Here is a 16,807-nt window from a genome sequence, read left to right as displayed (position 1 = left end):
GTAAATTTCTATAATATGTATAAATTTTGCAAAAAACAAAACATACAGTTTGAATAAGGGATTATGCAATCCTCAATTACAACGAGTTTGATCTGTGCACATAATTCTGCATGATTACTGGAGAATGGTAAGATTCTTATTAACGGATAAGAGTCAGATCTCCGGAAATGGTTTTTTGAAGTACTTGATATTTGGTGTCATATCCTGTGTAAGAAAACAAGTAAATATAGACTCCCGGAAGCACAGGCTGACCATTTGCAGTGCCATCCCAACCAATGGATGGATCTTCCGTACTGAAAAGAAGCTCTCCCCATCTGCTAAAGATCTGAAGTTTGTAATTGTTCAAATACACTGTCTTGGGTACAAAGAGGTCATTGATTCCATCACCATTCGGTGAGAATATATTCGGAAAAAAGTATTCTGCAGGGCAGCGCTCTTCGATAAGAATGGTATCATTTCCCACACATTGATATTCATTGGTTACCTGAATACTGTAAAGGCCACCTTTTTCAACAATAAATTCCTCCTTCATTGATCCATCCTGCCAAACCAATCCTGAAGTAAATGTTGTTTTTAGAATGACACTTTCCTTTTCAGGGCAGAAATAGAGATCTCTTCCAAGGTCAGGTATTGGATTTTCATAAACCTGGATAAATAATTCTTTTGGATAACTTTCACAGCCGTAATAATCACTCACAACAGAGTAAGTTCCCGACTGTTGAACATTTGTTATGATCAATTTTGGATGCTGATTGTCAGAACTAAAACCATTGGGTCCATTCCACAAATAGGTACTTTCATCCCGATCAAGGGCATGGAGGTTTATTACAGAACCTAAACAGGCTGTTGTATCCGGATAGGCAGTCAATCCTTGTCTAAGGCTTATAAGAATCTTTTTATCCAAAGTGTCAAATGTATTCCTGCATAAATCATGGACAAACAGCTGTACGGTGTAGTTTCCAAGAGCTTTGTAACGGTGTTTAAATTCGTGGAGATTTGATAAAGTGCCATCACCTAAATCCCAGGCAACATTAAAGCGGGAGGGGGGAAATCCGGATTTCAAAAGAAGGCTGTCAGTGAGACAGGATCCATCCGGAATGGGAATCTGATTTATTTTATAAAAATTGGCACCTCCTCCATATGCATAGGATTCTGCCTGTCCATAGCCATAGGCAACAGCGATGAGACCACATCCCTGTGAAATAAGCGTGTGTGGTCCGTCTTTTACTTCTAATTGGACAAAAGCAAACTGGTTTGAGTCGCCCACTGTAGAAAAGTTTGCTCCCCATTGTCGGATGGTTTTTCCATCTACTGTAAGCTTTGTACTGTCACGTGATTGGATGATGATGTTTATAAAATTGTTGATGATATTTTCATAGGGCGAATTGTACAATGTTACTGTATCTCTGTACTGTTCAATGCTGTTAAGCAATACCATGGAGGGGTCTCCCAGTCCATTCAGTCCATTGCAATTTCCGCCCACGAGAAACTGTGCCAACATGATCGGACGGGTACTTTTAATATAGGCAGATTGTTTATTCAGTCTGAATTCCCGCCATTGTCCTTTATTTAGATAAATGGTTTGTTTGGAAGGCGGCAGATAAGTTTGGACAACTATTTCGGTAGCATCTTCAGCAGCCAGCACTCTAAACAAATCATAATCCACAAACTTGGAAGGGACAGCTATAAATTCTTTACCCCATGTTTCAATTGGATACATTTGTTCCAAAGTATTGTCTCTATTCCCACAACCTGTCGGGATCTGTGTCCACCGGTTGCCACTAAAAACTGCAAAATTTTTATTTCCTTTAACAAAGGTGCCGCTCAAATCATCTGTCACTCTTGCAGCCTGAACTTGATAGGTTTCACCTTCATTCAGGATGATCTGTTGAGTGCTTAATTTTTTCTGGCCACCCCGGGTATCAGCAGAAAAGTAGAGATCAAGTACTGTTTGGTTTTGTGTGGCAACTATTACGAATTCAGATGGGTAGTGGTCATCATTATTTTGGTAACCGGAGTAGGTCATCACATAATATTCACTCCCCAATGAACTTACAGGCAATACCAGTGCAGCATCAGAGCGGAATTCATGATATTGGTGGATGTAAACCGAACTTGGTAATTTGGTTACTACCCGCACGCCTTTATTCGCTTTAAATTCAGAACCAAAATTTTCGGCTTCAGGAGGGACTGAGAGGGTAAGGATTGTGTTTGCCTGTAAATTGAAATTGACCGACCACCCAATCGCATCCAAACTTATAGTTCCGGAGGTGTTGTATTTTGAACTGATCATGCATAATCTGGCATTACCCCTGTCCCTGTGCTCAAGGAAGCTAAACCAAAACTCAGTCCCTTCGTTGGATTGAGAAAGAATCCGGGGAATGGTAATAGCCATTAACATCAAGACCAGCAGACTTTTAATCATATAGCGAGCAGTACAGGATGCAGCATAATTAGATTTCATAAGGAGAGATGTTACCATAACGGAACAGTTGAGAGGCAATTGTTCTCAACACAACTTATATAAACCCGATAAATAGTCATGGAAGATCGTTCAAAAGGTAAGATAGATATCCAATCCAAATTAATATAAAATTGTTCATTTTCATAAATAACTATAATTCAATTATTTATGTGAGCCATTAATTTAATTCTTGATGAATATTAAAAAAAATATGATTTTTTATAAAATTGGCAAGGTTTCTGTACTAGATTAATTGTCGGAGAAATCCGGCAAGTATCCAAGAAATTAGATACAACAATTTCTGAGGTCGGTTCGCTGGGGGGTATGAACCGATCTCTTTTTTTTTTACCCAATTTTAAATATTTCCACAGGTTATTTTGGGAACATTAATGATAAGCCTACCCATTAAATTATAATTTGACAGCACAATTTGACAGCATAAATGAAATCATTCATTTAGCAAGTCAAGGAACAATAATCCTGCTTTTAATGAATTAGTTTTGTGCTCCTCCCCAGGTCTGAAGGTTTGGACAAATCGCTTTTAAGTCAGGATCTACCTCAGCATATATTTTTGGAATCTTCTGTTCCATCCATTTTTTGAAGTGATCATTCTTTTTCATTTCCTTAGCGGCAGTTTGAATTTTTGCATAATCCGCTTCCAGGCTTGCCTTGTGGGGATTGGAGCGAGATTGTAATTTAAAAATTCTGAAATACTTTTTACCCTCCTGATCATTGGAGCCTACGGGTTTGGAAATCTCACCCACTTTAAGCGCATCTATTGCAAAATAAACATCAGGTTCCAGATCTGCGACTTCAAAATAGTTGTTTCCTGTTTTGGGGTTTATCAACTGACCCCCGTTGTTATAGGTCTCAGACTTTTTATCCGAAAATTGCCTTACTGCAAATTCGAAAGGCAGGGAATCCTTTATGATTATTGATCTGATACTGTCCAAGTATTTTTCAGATTTTTGATAATCCTCCTCTTTAATTTCGGGTTTGATAAGGATGTGACGTGTATTGATATTATTGCCTCTTCTCCCAAGGAGTTGAATGATGTGGTAACCAAATTCAGATTCTACAATCCCGGAAACAGAATCTTTTTCAAGATTAAAGGCCGCCGCCTCATATTCCGGAACGAGATTCCCTCTTTTCATCCAGCCAAGACTGCCGCCCGCTTTTGCAGAACCAGGATCATCGGAATAGGTTTGTGCCAATTTTTCAAAACTTTCTCCACCTTTAATTCTCAGTAAAAGTTTGTTCAGTTTCTCTTTTGCATTTTTTACCGCTTCATTATTTGGTTTTGGCTTGTAGAGGATTTCAGAAATTTCAACTTCTGAACTGAAGTAGGGAAGGCTGTCCTTTGGAATTCTTCTAAAAAACAAATCGGTTTCTTGCGGACTTACACTCACATTACCAATCACTTTATTTTGGAGTCTTTCTGTAAGAAGTTGATTTTTCAGATCCTCTCTGAATCTATTTCTTACCTGAGTTATGGTTTGGCCGTAATATTCTTCAAATTTTTTGGTGTCATTGTTCATGTATTGCAGAATTTGGTCAATTCTTGCATCAAGTTGTTGTTCAACTTCTTCATCTCTTACTTCAATGCTGTCTAATTTAGCCTGATGAATCATAAATTTCTGAAGAAACAAATTTTCTAAAATTGCGCAATCATCTTCTTCATTCAATGCACCGCCTTGTCTTTCCTTCACGTATGCTTTCTGATCCTGAAGATCAGAATAGAGAATAATTTCTCCACCAATTTTGGCAATGATGCGATCCACATACAAATTGGTCTGAGAAAAGACCGGTCCGTTAAACACATTCAATAGAATGAGACCGAGATATATTTTAATTTTCATAATTATTGGCTGTTGTATTATATAGGATGTATGATTAACGCAAGAGATTAGATTTAATTATTTTACAAAATTCTGGATGGACTTATTCTTCAGTTCTCTTTCGTAGAGCTTTGATTTGGTTTGTTCGATCAGTTTTTCCTTTCGATCGTGCAGGATGGACTTTGTAGCCTGAATTTTAAAAAAGGACAATGGTGGCGTTTCATTGGGTTTAACCAATTCACGGATTTTTAGGAAATAATTATATTTAAAGTCTGCGAATTCTCTGTTTAGGCCGCTTTGCAGCGTATTTAAATTGACAAACTTAGAAGGCATAATGTCCTTAATGTCATTCCATTTATTCCATTTATCCATTTGAAGCAGACTTACTTCAGCGTTATTTTGACAAAATTTCTGAAGCTGAAGTAAACGTGCACCATCTGGTTTTTCCCATAGAGGCATAAATATTTTCTGATCAAGATTTTGTTTTAAAATTTTAACATACATCATCCTCAGAATTGGGCTCTCTAATTTGTACTCAGCCTTCTTTTGGTTGTAGTAATTAAGATATTCCTGATCCGAAATACTGCTGTCTATTTTTTGATTGAAAATATTTTCTTCATATGCATCCAAAATGAGAGAACTTCTGTAATCATCAACAAGTCTTTCGATTTCCTCATTGCTCTTGATTTGCATTTTGGCTTCTTCCAGATAAACCTTATTTCGGATCCACTTATCGACCATTACGGAAATGAATTGAATGCTGTCTTCTGGAGACTGAAAGACCGGAAGCAGGGGCTCGATATCAGCTAATACGAGCTTCTCATTTTTATATTTAGCTAAAAGAAATTCTGTCGAAATATCCTGTGAAGCTTCTGGTTTTGTGTTTTTGCACCCAAACGAAAATAGCAAAATCGAGTACAGAAAAAGTACTTTTGCAAGATCGATGGGTTTCCGCATATGATTTATTTTTTAACAAGACTATTTAAGACATCCTGATTGATTTCTACCTTGTATTTTTGTTTAAGTTCGTCAATCCATAATGCTTCCAGGTGATCCTGATAGTCAGCAATAATAAAACCTCTCGCTTCATCAAGTGATTTATTATCAACCGGCAGGATTTGTTCAATTTTTCTAAATACATAACCTTTTCCATTTTCATTTTTAGTCAATGGAGTAGTGAATCCGGTTGTAAATTGAAGTCCTTCGTAAGATTCTGTATTTTTCTTTTCAGTTGTATTCTTTTGGAAGGCAATGAAGTCTTTTTTCTTGTCAAATTTATCTATGCCTTTGCTGACACTTTTCTTTGACATAAACTTATATATTTTATTGGCAAGTTTTATGTCAGAAGTATCAATGGACACATAATATATGAGTGCCCTTTCATCCCATTTGTATTTCGATTTATTTTTTTCATAGAACATTCTTAATCCGGTAGTGTCCTCAGAAGCCCTGTCCCAAACTACATTTTTGGTTGCTTCAAATAAAAGGATTCCTTCTCGATACTCTCTCATCAGGGCTTTGAATTCCGGATATTTATCTTCCAGCCTTGTTTCTTCATACTGCAGACATTTTTGGGCTACATAATCGTTGAACATATTTTGGATGGTTGCCCTTACTTTTTGATCTTCCGCGCCTTGAATTCTTTGTCTGGTATTTGATTTAACGAACTCGGCGAAATCCTGGCTTTTTAGTTTAATGTCACCAAGACTTCCCAACTCTTCATTTTCAGAAAATTCGGGAGACTTCCACTTATAAGTAAAAAAGTTCGTGTCCATTTTGGCTGCAAATCGATCAAGCGCTGCCGAGTTTTCCTTATACTTTGATTCGATTTTAATTTTTTCGATCAAGCTGCCTTGTGCTTCTTTGAATCGGCTATCTCTGGTAATTTCAGACTGAATTTTTTTCTTGGCTCTTTCGTAAGGAAGTTCTTCTTCTTTACGCAGTCTTTTGATGATGTGCCAGCCAATACTCGTTTCTACAGGTGCTGAAATGTCACCATCTTTAGCCAGGGAGAAAGCGGCATCTTCAAAATTAGACTCATACTGGTTGATGCCAAAAAAACCAACATTTCCACCAATCATGGCGGTGGTTTTATCTTCACTGACCAATCTTGCCTGATCTTCAAAGCTTGCACCTCCTTTGAGGAGTTTATAAATACTGTCCACTTTAGCCTGAGCCAAAATATCTGGTTTCCCTTTTACTCCTTTTCTAAATAAAATATGGGCTGCTTCAATTTTTCTCCTTGCCGGGCGGACATCATTTACTTTAAGTATATGGTATCCAAGTCTGGTTCTTAAAGGAGTAGAAATTTGTCCTTTTTTCAGATGATAAATTGCATTCTCAAATTGGTAAAATCCATCCGGTAGCATGGCGGTAAACCAACCAAGAAAGCCTGATTTTTGTGCAGTGCTGATGTCATTAGAATATTTTTTTGCCGCAGCATCGAAATCATTATTTTTTTGGATAGCACGATATGCCTCCATGGCTATATTGTAGGATTTCAAGGTGTCCTCCGGCAAAGCATTTGGGCTTAAACTAAAGAGAATATGACTCACAGAAATGTCTCTTGTCTGACGTTCGAAAACTTCTTTGGCCAATTTATCTGTAACTTCTTTGTCGTTGAGGTAATTGGTGGTTAATTGTTGTCTGTAACCTTCCAGTTCTTTTATCAGAGCTGGGATGGTATCCAGTTTCATATCACGTGCAGCCTGCACTTTTAATTTAAATCGGGTATAGAGATTGAGGTATTCATCAAGTGATGCTTTGGTAAAATTGGCATCCTTGCCGTTGTTCTTGTTGTAGATGTATTCAAATTCAGAAACTTTGACAGGATTTCCGTTCACTGAAAATAAAACAGGATCACTGGTTTGAGAATAAACTAATTGAATGAGTAGGATGAATACCGTACTTAATACAGAAATTTTCAGTTTCATATAAAATGGATTATAACGGGCAAAAATAGTCAATTATAGAAGTTTTGGTGCTAATAATTGGTTAATGTTCTGAGGCTTAGGTCTATACGGAAGAAAATTTTAGGGTCCAAACAAAATTGTCAACGGAGCCCTATAAAAAGGAAAGCCTCCAAACCGTGATATAGGTGTGGAGGCTTATTTTTTTAAGTAGACAGGGACTAGTTAAGTTTATCAGAAAGACCTTTTCCGGCTTTAAAGCGAACCACTTTTTTCTTAGGTATTTTAATGGTTTTACCGGTTGCAGGGTTTCGTCCTTCTCTAGCTTTTCTCAAAGAAACAGAGAAAGTACCAAATCCTACGAGAGTTACTCTATCTCCTTTCTTAAGACTTTTTCAATTGATTCTAAAACAGAATCAACAGCTGCAGCAGCTTGAACTTTAGTTACTTCAGCGGCCTTGGCTACATTGTTGATCAAATCACCTTTGTTCATTTTGATAAGTTTAAATTATAAAATAATGAGACAAAAATATATGTTTTTTTATAATATTCAACATATTTAAAAATAATTTATGTTTCAAGAGTCCACATATATAAGCATTTTTTGCGTTTAAGCTGGGAAAACAGTAGTAAAAACGTTAACTTTGCAATTGATAATCAATAAATTGCCCATTAAATGGATAGATTTAGCAAATTAGCCCGTTTCATTTTTGTTGGAGCCTTTCTTTCAACAGTCTGTATGTTTTCTTGCAACAGGGGTACCGGGTGCCCTGCTGAAGATGCAAATGTAAAAGTAGATAAACATGGAAACCCAAAGCGGAAAGCTTCCTCGGGGCTGTGGGACAGCAAAAAGAGGATGAATTCCAGTGGCTCTGTTAAAAAGTCTGATAAAAGAAAGCCAATCAAGAAAACGAATTAACTAAACTCAGACAACCCATAAGAATCTGCTAATCAGTTACTTTTGACAATTCAGTCTTAAGAAAGTCAATCACCTTAACTTCTATGGCGTCTACCTTGTTGAGATCGGCTAGATAAACGCTTGCGTAATCCAACAGATGTACCAAATAAAGGGATCGTTCTATCAAAGTTTGTCCTTTTGAATACAGTTCAACAGTAGTGCCTGCATAGTGGGAGACCACTTCTTTAGTTAATTCAATTCTCAGTTCATTCCGAGGATGATCATCGTTGTTTCTAAGGAAAATGACCGCAAGTGACGGATCCGCCTTTCTCCAACCGACCAGTTCATTGTGATTCATCTCAGGGATGACGTGATGCCAGCAAAGTCTTTTGGCATTTTCATTGATTTGCTGACGAAATCTGATGGCAACCGGTTCGATTCTATCAGAAGAGTAGATCACCGTATTTTTTTGATAAAGTGTATTAGCCAAATGTTTGGCTTTTTCCTGGATCTGCAGGGTGTCCTCTCGAAGAGATTTAATAGATCTGGTTAGCTCAGACTCAAAATCATGCGACCAGAGCCCGAGGTGTTTCAGAATATAGAGTTGGGCGACGGTTGAGTATCCCAAACAGGCCCTTGGAGAAGCCCAATTGTCAGGTACCTGAATGTAGTCAAACCCCTTTTCCTTGGCCAAAGCTATCAGTTTGCCACCGGACGCAACACAAATGATCCGTGCTCCGGTATTTAAAATCTGGTTAATGGCTGCAAGGGTTTCTTCTGTGTTTCCACTGTAGGAGGATGCGATTACAAGAGAATGGCGGTCTATGTAGGCAGGTGCCTCGTAAGACTTTCCCACCAGGTAAGGCAAGCTGGCCTGAGTGGAAATAAATGAAGCCACAAAATCTGCGCCTATCCCTGAACCACCCATTCCTGCGACATATACCAGTTTTGGTATAAAGTCCAATGGCGTGAGTTTTGCATTGGCGCCAATGCTCATTGCCTCTTCTAACTGAGCGGGAAAACGTTTTACCATGTCAAACATAGGACGGAAGGAATTAATTTTGAGTGGCTAAATTACAAATACTTGAGCAACCATCTTGATTTAGGTAAAAGGGGAGAGGAAATTGCCTCCAGTTTTCTTGTGGACCTCGGTTATGAAATTCTTGAAAGGAACTGGAGGTTCAGCAGAGCAGAAATTGACCTCATTGTGAAGGATGGAGCTGTATTGGTTTTTGTGGAAGTTAAAACCAGAAGTTATGATTTCTATGGCAGGCCTGAAGAGTTTGTTTCGGAACGCAAAAGACAGCTGATAGAAGATGCGGCTTCCCAATACATGATTAAATCAGGACATGAATGGGAAATTCGCTATGATGTGATTTCTGTGTTGCTTAGAAAAAATGGCAAGGAGGAGGTGGAACATTTTAAAGATGCGTGGTTTTAGGAGAAAGTGATAATGAGTTAATGTGATAATGAGTTAATGAGTTAATGTGATAATGAGTTAATTAGCTAATTTGTTAATGAGTTAATGTTGAAGTGGGCCTCATAAAATAGATTAGAATGCAAATTCAGGAGATAAATCAAAATGAAGGTTTTTCTGACAAATGAAGTTTAAAGGTTATTTGATGTATTTGGAATTAGCCTTTATATTTACCGCCAACTAAAGAACTTTTGATGAGTAATAAGATTATGGCGGTACTGGCAGGAATTATTGCCGGTAATGTGGGCGTAATGGCGCTTGAATGGTTGGGCATGAAATTGTTTCCAATACCGGAGACCATCAATGTCAGAACTCCTGAGGGATTAAAGGAATACATGGCACAGGCCCCGATTGGGTCTCTAATATTGGTGGTGATCGCCTGGGTGTCAGGAGCATTTTTGAGTGCGTTGGTATGCACCATTCTGGCTAAAAGTGATCAACTCAGGCTTGGATTAATATTGGGAGGATTGATGTTGTTGTTCACTTTAATCAATTTAATAGGATTTCCTCATCCCTGGTGGATGTGGGTTTCCGCCATCATTGGAATTATGCCTGCCGCTTATTTTGGTGTTAAAGCAGGCATGAAGAGAACAATTGAAAATTAATTCAAGCAAGAAAGTACATCAATAACCCTATTGAGGTTTTCTAGAATAAATTGGTCCATGAAATTCTGGCCTCAATAGTTTTAACCAGGTCATCTATGGAAATTCTTTCCTGTTGAAGGCTGTCCCGGTCTCTCAAGGTAACGGTTCCATCACTCAGGCTGTCAAAATCTACTGTGACACAACATGGGGTTCCAATTGCATCCTGCCTTCTGTACCTCCTCCCAATTGCATCTTTGTCATCGTACTGGCATTGAAATGAAGATTTCAGTTTTCCAAGAACTTGTTTGGAGAGATCAACCAATTCGGGTTTATTTTTAACTAAAGGCAAAACTGCACATTTAACCGGTGCAAGTGCAGGATGTAATTTCAGCACAATACGAGTGGCATCTTGTCCCTCAGCATCCGGTACTGTTTCTTCCTGGTAGGCCTGGGACAAAATAGCCAGAAACATTCGATCACAACCAATGGAGGTCTCTACTACATAAGGGACGTAGTTTTCATTTTCTTCCGGGTCAAAATATTGTAATTTTTTGCCGGACAATTCCTGGTGACTTTTCAAATCAAAATCAGTTCTTGAATGTATGCCTTCTAATTCTTTAAAGCCAAATGGAAAATCAAACTGAATGTCCACTGCTGCATTTGCATAATGGGCCAAATTTTCATGGTCGTGAAATCTTAATTTTGATGCAGGCGTGCCCAGGGCTAAATGCCATTTCATTCGGGTGGACTTCCAATGATTGTACCAGTTCATTTCTTCTCCCGGTTTTACAAAAAACTGCATCTCCATTTGTTCGAATTCGCGCATTCTGAAGATAAATTGACGGGCGACGATTTCATTTCTAAAAGCTTTTCCAATCTGTGCAATTCCAAATGGAATTTTTTGTCGGGTAGTTTTTTGGACATTTAAAAAATTCACAAAAATACCTTGAGCAGTTTCAGGTCGTAAATACAACTTTCCTTCCTCTCCGGCGATATTACCCAGCTGGGTATTGAACATTAGATTAAACTGCCTCACTTCAGTCCAATTCCGTGAACCGGAATCCGGGTCAGTGATTTCAAGTTCGTCGATGATGGTTTTAAGAGCGACCATGTCATTTTCTGTCATGGCTTTGTTAAGTCGATCATTGTACTCACTGCTTTTTTTCAGGTATTCGGATACGCGGGGGTTGGTTTCACGGTATAATTTTTCATCAAAGCTTTCTCCAAACCGACTGCGTGCTTTTTCAACTTCTTTTTCTGCCTTAGCGGTTATTTTATCAATGGCATCCTCTATCAACACATCAGCACGGAATCTTTTCTTAGAGTCTTTGTTGTCCACCAATGGATCATTAAAAGCGTCAACATGGCCGGAGGCTTTCCAGATTTTAGGGTGCATGAAAATGGCGGCATCCAGTCCAACAATGTTTTCATTCATCTGGACCATGCTCTTCCACCAATAAGTTTTGAGGTTGTTCTTAAGTTCAACACCATATGGTCCGTAATCATACACAGCACTTAGTCCATCATAGATTTCGGACGAAGGGTAAATAAAACCATATTCTTTGCAATGGCTTACCAGTTTTTTGAATACGTCTTCCAGAGAAATTGCCATGTTTTTACATTTTGGAGGGCAAAGATCGAATTAAGGTGAATATAAACCTATGGAACGTAGTAAAATCTTACATAAAAAAAATCCGCTCCATGAAGAACGGATTTTTAAAAATCAAAAATTATAAATTTAAGCGATCGAACTTTCGAAAAATCCAGTAGTAATTAATACATAAAGGGTCTTGTTTGATCTGAATCTCCGTAATTCAGCCTGAATAAATAGATTCCTTTAACTTGCTGATTCCATTCTACAGAAAAAACTTGTCGTGCATCAGATTTAAAAATTTCCTTTGAAGTTAAAATATTTCCATTCAAATCTAAAATCTGATATTGAATTTTTCCTGTCCATGAATGGTCGATCAATAGATTCAGTGAGTGGTTGTCACCGTCCGGGGAGACTGACCAAAGTATTGATTTCTTTTCATCTTTTGTATTTATAAGCGCACCAAATTCGTGACAACCTTTATCAGGCATATTGTCTCTGATTCTGCCTTCAATATCATATTTGTAAACATCCGGATGGGAGATTCCTCTGTTAACGCAAGGACTTGCAGCCTTTAATTTAAAATCGTCATTTAGTTCATCCACAAATAAAGGATCTTTTTCGGTATCATCATTTGGTCCATTTAAATTAAAAGTTTTGTCAGAGGCCAGATTTCCTCCAAGACTTTGAAAAATGGGATCTCCTCCTTCGACTTCATAATTATTTCCATTTGGGTTATAGAAAATATTATTTAATGCCTGAATTTTTAACTCTGCACTTCCATCCGTAAAGGGAGAGATGGCAGATCCTACAACTGCCTGATTGAGTGCAAAGGTGTTGTTGATGAATTTTACTGTGGTATTGTCACCATCGGCCACATTAATTGAAAATGCACCACCGGCTCCTGTACCCTCCAAAGCAAAATTATTGGCGAATAAGCAATTGTTGACATAAGAATCAGCATTCTGAAGATTAACTGCACCGGCCTGTTCCAGTCCACTGTTGTAGATAAAACTTGAGTTGGTCAGGGTAAGTTGGGTCAAATCCAATGAATCTTCTACAATGTACATTCCGCCTCCCACTGTGGCAGAGTTACCTTCAAATTTACATAGGTCTACCAGGCATTTCATACCCGCATTGATGCAAAAACCTCCTCCGTTATCCGAAGCATTGTTGGTAATAAAATCAGATTCAATAAGACTTACTTCCGTTTCATCATTTTGAGCAAAAACTCCTGCACCAAAGCGAGCGGTATTTTCCGTAAATGTGCAATTTTTAAAACTTGCCTTTACTCTAAATCCATTGGAGACTGCCCCCCCGGAAGTGGAAGCAGTATTCTTAAAAAAACTACAATTTTCGTATTCTACTTTAAGAGCCAGAGGTAGATTGGCGGATGAGTTGTAATTGGTAATCGCACCTCCAAAATTCGCACTGTTGTTGTCAAACTTGCATCCAATAAATTTAGTAGTCACACTTTCCCCATTCACATGAACTGCTCCACCCGAATTAGTAGCACGGTTATCCGTAAATTCACAATCAGAGATGGTGGTATTGCATGAATTCACAAATAATGCGCCTCCTCTGATGCCGGAGGAACCTGTAATGGTATTCCCGATGAATTTTACATTTACCAAACTTGAAGTAGATCCTGACATGTAAATACCTGCTCCTCCGGCATTGGTGGTGCCAGTCATCACATTGGATTCAAAAACAGAATTTTGGATAATGGTTCCTGAACTGGCTATATATATACCGGTGCCGTAAGATGCAGATTGATTTGCTTCAAAACGACAATTGTCAACCAGTCCACCTGGTGTTACAATGTACATACCCCCTCCAAAATCAGCTGTGTTATCTGTCAGCAAGCAATCTTTCAAAATAAAATTGGCTACGCCACCGCGAGGATAGAATCCTCCACCGTAATATCCATAATTATTTTTGAAGACGCAATTGGTAATCGCCACTGCACCGAAACAAAGAAATCCTCCGCCACGTCTATCGTCATTGACACCAGTGCTCCCGGCAGTAGATCCACCAGAAATGGTCAATCCATCAAGGGATGTGTTGATGACTGCGGATCCGGCATAGAAGGTGTGTTTGGCATTATCGGTGCGATTTTTTTTATTGTCGGCAGGATCGTCATCACCATTTTTATCACCACTGATCGTCGTCAGATTTTTATTTACATCTCTTTGATTTAAATTGGTTTCTGTGCCTGCAAAACCACCATAAAGACTCAGGTTACTTTTTAGGGTGAATCCATTGGTGATGGGCACCGCTCCGGAAGGACGGTAGGTTCCTTTGGCAATCCAAAGTTCTGATCCTTCTGCTGCGACATCAATGGCTGTCTGCAGGTCTGTAAAAGCATCTTTCCAACTTGAACCATCTTTGGTTCCTGTAGCGGAAACATTCACATATACTACGGACTGTGCATTTAATCCGATGATAAAAGTTGAGATTATTGAAATAAAGCAGGTAAAAATTTTCATAAGCCGAATTGTTAAGTAATTATTTGAAACAATACTACGAAAATTGATTGGATTTTCTGCCATGCTAAGTGTTAAAGTTTCTGGAGGGGGAGTTGGAAGATAATTTGCAAAAAAAATATGATAGAGTATAAATCGTCTGTGAATGCAACTTACCCAGGTTAATCATTTTAGTAATTCCTTTCCTTACTGCAAATTATGCTTCGTGCAGGCTAATAAAAATAAATGGGCACTCCAATTTCATTTAAGTAAATCAATCTTTACAAACGAAAACACAAGGAGAATGAAAAATAAAAATTGTGTATAAAAAAAAGTAAGAAATAAGAGTGCATCAGTCCGGCAATGCACCATTAAATAACCAGTCAATGTCCGTTTTACCTGTTTTCAGATTCAAATAAAACGGGCATCTATCTTCTTGAATAATTTGGCGATTCTTTGGTAATCGTGATGTTGTGTGGGTGAGATTCTGTGATGCCGCTGTTGGTAATGCGTACCATGTGGGCTTTCTGAAGATCGGGAATGGTTTTAGCGCCCACATAACCCATGCTTGCCTTAAGTCCACCGATGTATTGCACCATGACCTCGGAAACTTTTCCTTTGAAAGGGAGTCGACCTTCAATTCCCTCCGGTACTAATTTTTTGATGTCCTCTTCCACATCCTGGAAGTAGCGATCTTTGGAACCTTGTTGCATTGCTCCCAATGACCCCATCCCGCGGTAAACTTTGAATTTACGTCCTTCGAAGATGATGGTTTCCCCAGGGGCCTCTTCCGTTCCTGCAAATAAAGAACCACCCATTACAGTGCTGGCACCTGCAGCAATTGCTTTTGGAATGTCACCGGTATATCTTATCCCTCCATCACCTATGACAGGTATCCCTTTTTTCTTAAGCGCCTGCGAAGTAAGCGCGATGGCTGTGAGTTGCGGAACCCCGACACCTGCCACCACTCTGGTGGTACAAATACTGCCCGGACCAACTCCCACTTTCACTGCATTTACACCGGCTTGAACAAGTGCAAGTGCTCCTTCACCAGTGGCCACATTTCCACCAATGATCTGAAGATGTTTATAATGTTTCCGTACTTTTTTTACCATATCCAAGACTCCTTTGGAATGCCCGTGAGCAGTGTCGAGACAAATCACATCCACATCCATATGTACCAGGGCTTCCACCCGTTCCATGGTATCGGATGCAATACCGACGGCGGCACCCACAACAAGACGACCTAATTTATCCTTACAGGAGTTTGGAAAATTTTCCAGTTTCATGATGTCCTTGTAAGTGATCAGTCCTGCTAAAGTGCCATCCTTTTTGATGACCGGAAGTTTTTCAATTTTATATTGCTGGAGAATGGCTTTTGCCTGATTTAGTGTGGTGCCAAGGGGAGCGGTAATCAAATTTTCGGTGGTCATGATCTCATGAATTGGCCGATTGGGATGGGCTTCAAACCTGAGATCGCGATTGGTCAGAATGCCAACCAGTTTGTTGGATTTATCAACAATTGGTATTCCTCCAATGCTGTGTTGAGACATGAGTGTAATGGCTTCTTTAACTTTTGCAGAGGCCTCCAGCGTTACAGGGTCGATGATCATACCACTTTCAGACCGTTTCACACTGCGCACTTGAGAAGCTTGATCTTCAATACTCATATTTTTATGGATAATCCCGATTCCGCCGGCGCGGGACATGGCTATGGCCAGATCCTTTTCGGTCACTGTATCCATGGCTGCTGAAATAATGGGTACATTGATTCTGATGTCTGTGGTGAGGAAGGTGCTGATGTCTGTTTCCCGGGGAAGGACTTCAGAATAAGCTGGTACTAAAAGTACATCGTCGAAAGTCAGTGCTTCCTGACTTGGAAAGTGTTGTGAGAAGAAGTTTGATTCCATGTGCAAAGATATATCTTTACATGCTGATTGCAAAAAATCGAACCCGATGTTGAGTGTTTTTAGTGATGAATATTTTATGAAGCTAGCATTTGCGGAGGCAAGGAAAGCTTTGCTAGCCGGGGAGATTCCGATTGGGGCTGTATTGGTGCATAAAAACCAGATTCTTGCAAAGGCCCATAATCAAACTGAATTGTTGCACGATGTTACAGCCCATGCAGAAATGTTAGCCATCACCTCAGGCTCTGAATTTCTGGGAAGTAAATATTTAAAAAACTGCACTTTGTATGTTACCCTGGAACCCTGTGTAATGTGTGCCGGGGCACTTCGTTGGTCTCAGGTATCCAAAGTCGTATATGCTGCTGAGGATGAAAAGCTTGGTTTTATGCGATATGGCAAGGATCTGTTACACCCCAAGACTCAGGTTGAATTTGGACTTATGGGGGAAGAATCTGCGGAAATGTTGAAATCCTTTTTTCACAAGAAAAGGATCAAGTCAAGAAATTAGAAGCAGAACCCTAGGGTTTGAAATAAAATCATTTTAAATCACCATTTCTTAAAATTTGTTTCTCCTGACTTGGAGCATTTATTCTTAAATAAATACAAATTCCAAAATTGTCTTGATATGATGGCCCAACTACTATTTTCCCATCTTAATTGAACAAGATCGGGCT

Annotated in this window: 12 protein-coding genes and 1 pseudogene; 4 read left to right on the top strand and 9 right to left on the bottom strand. The window is 39.0% G+C overall.

The genetic code is table 11. The features are described 5' to 3' along the window. Positions 1-139 precede the first annotated feature (139 nt). From IPJ53_16980 to IPJ53_16960, 5 genes and pseudogenes are all read right to left on the bottom strand, one after another. The gene (locus IPJ53_16980) at positions 140-2,464 is read right to left on the bottom strand and encodes a gliding motility-associated C-terminal domain-containing protein (GenBank protein ID MBK7800796.1); all 2,325 of its coding nucleotides are present in this window, start codon (positions 2,462-2,464) and stop codon (positions 140-142) included. 494 nt (positions 2,465-2,958) lie between these two features. After that, positions 2,959-4,323, bottom strand: coding sequence for a peptidylprolyl isomerase (locus IPJ53_16975; GenBank protein MBK7800795.1), 1,365 nt, complete (start codon positions 4,321-4,323; stop codon positions 2,959-2,961). Positions 4,324-4,380: 57 nt separating this feature from the next. Further along, positions 4,381-5,259, bottom strand: coding sequence for a hypothetical protein (locus IPJ53_16970; protein MBK7800794.1), 879 nt, complete (start codon positions 5,257-5,259; stop codon positions 4,381-4,383). 5 nt (positions 5,260-5,264) lie between these two features. After that, positions 5,265-7,235: a peptidylprolyl isomerase gene (locus IPJ53_16965; GenBank protein MBK7800793.1), complete on the bottom strand. Its 1,971-nt coding sequence runs from the start codon at positions 7,233-7,235 to the stop codon at positions 5,265-5,267. A gap of 197 nt (positions 7,236-7,432) precedes the next feature. Beyond that, a pseudogene (locus tag IPJ53_16960) lies at positions 7,433-7,704 on the bottom strand (HU family DNA-binding protein). Between the two features lie 183 nt (positions 7,705-7,887). Here IPJ53_16960 and IPJ53_16955 point away from each other — a divergent pair. Continuing rightward, entirely contained in the window at positions 7,888-8,130 is a 243-nt protein-coding gene (locus IPJ53_16955) for a hypothetical protein (protein MBK7800792.1), read from the top strand. A 28-nt stretch (positions 8,131-8,158) separates the two neighbouring features. On the opposite strand, the gene IPJ53_16950 is transcribed toward IPJ53_16955, so the two are convergent. After that, positions 8,159-9,142: a bifunctional phosphoglucose/phosphomannose isomerase gene (locus tag IPJ53_16950; GenBank protein MBK7800791.1), complete on the bottom strand. Its 984-nt coding sequence runs from the start codon at positions 9,140-9,142 to the stop codon at positions 8,159-8,161. Positions 9,143-9,193: 51 nt separating this feature from the next. On the opposite strand from IPJ53_16950, the gene IPJ53_16945 reads away from it, so the two are divergent. Both IPJ53_16945 and IPJ53_16940 read left to right on the top strand, forming a co-directional pair. Next, a complete protein-coding gene (locus IPJ53_16945; protein ID MBK7800790.1) occupies positions 9,194-9,550 on the top strand; it encodes a YraN family protein in 357 nt (118 codons plus the stop codon). 230 nt (positions 9,551-9,780) lie between these two features. Continuing rightward, positions 9,781-10,191, top strand: a complete 411-nt coding sequence (locus IPJ53_16940) for a hypothetical protein (GenBank protein MBK7800789.1) — start codon at positions 9,781-9,783, stop codon at positions 10,189-10,191. A 40-nt stretch (positions 10,192-10,231) separates the two neighbouring features. Here IPJ53_16940 and IPJ53_16935 read toward each other — a convergent pair whose 3' ends face one another. The 3 genes from IPJ53_16935 to guaB all read right to left on the bottom strand — a co-directional run bounded on the left by IPJ53_16935 (position 10,232) and on the right by guaB (position 16,136). Then, positions 10,232-11,782 (bottom strand): glycine--tRNA ligase, encoded by a 1,551-nt coding sequence (locus IPJ53_16935; protein MBK7800788.1) that lies wholly within the window; start codon positions 11,780-11,782, stop codon positions 10,232-10,234. Between the two features lie 161 nt (positions 11,783-11,943). Beyond that, positions 11,944-14,250, bottom strand: coding sequence for a hypothetical protein (locus tag IPJ53_16930; protein MBK7800787.1), 2,307 nt, complete (start codon positions 14,248-14,250; stop codon positions 11,944-11,946). Positions 14,251-14,654: 404 nt separating this feature from the next. Continuing rightward, positions 14,655-16,136 (bottom strand): IMP dehydrogenase, encoded by a 1,482-nt coding sequence (gene guaB, locus IPJ53_16925; protein MBK7800786.1) that lies wholly within the window; start codon positions 16,134-16,136, stop codon positions 14,655-14,657. Positions 16,137-16,182: 46 nt separating this feature from the next. Between guaB and IPJ53_16920 the strand changes: the two genes are divergently transcribed. Then, complete coding sequence (locus tag IPJ53_16920) at positions 16,183-16,641, top strand: nucleoside deaminase (protein MBK7800785.1); 459 nt, start codon at positions 16,183-16,185, stop codon at positions 16,639-16,641. Positions 16,642-16,807 lie beyond the last annotated feature (166 nt).

The sequence above is a fragment of the Candidatus Vicinibacter affinis genome (assembly GCA_016714365.1).
Lineage (GTDB): Bacteria > Bacteroidota > Bacteroidia > Chitinophagales > Saprospiraceae > Vicinibacter > Vicinibacter affinis.
The sequence above is the reverse complement of the archived record's forward strand: the minus strand, read 5'-3'. Positions and strand labels throughout refer to the sequence as shown.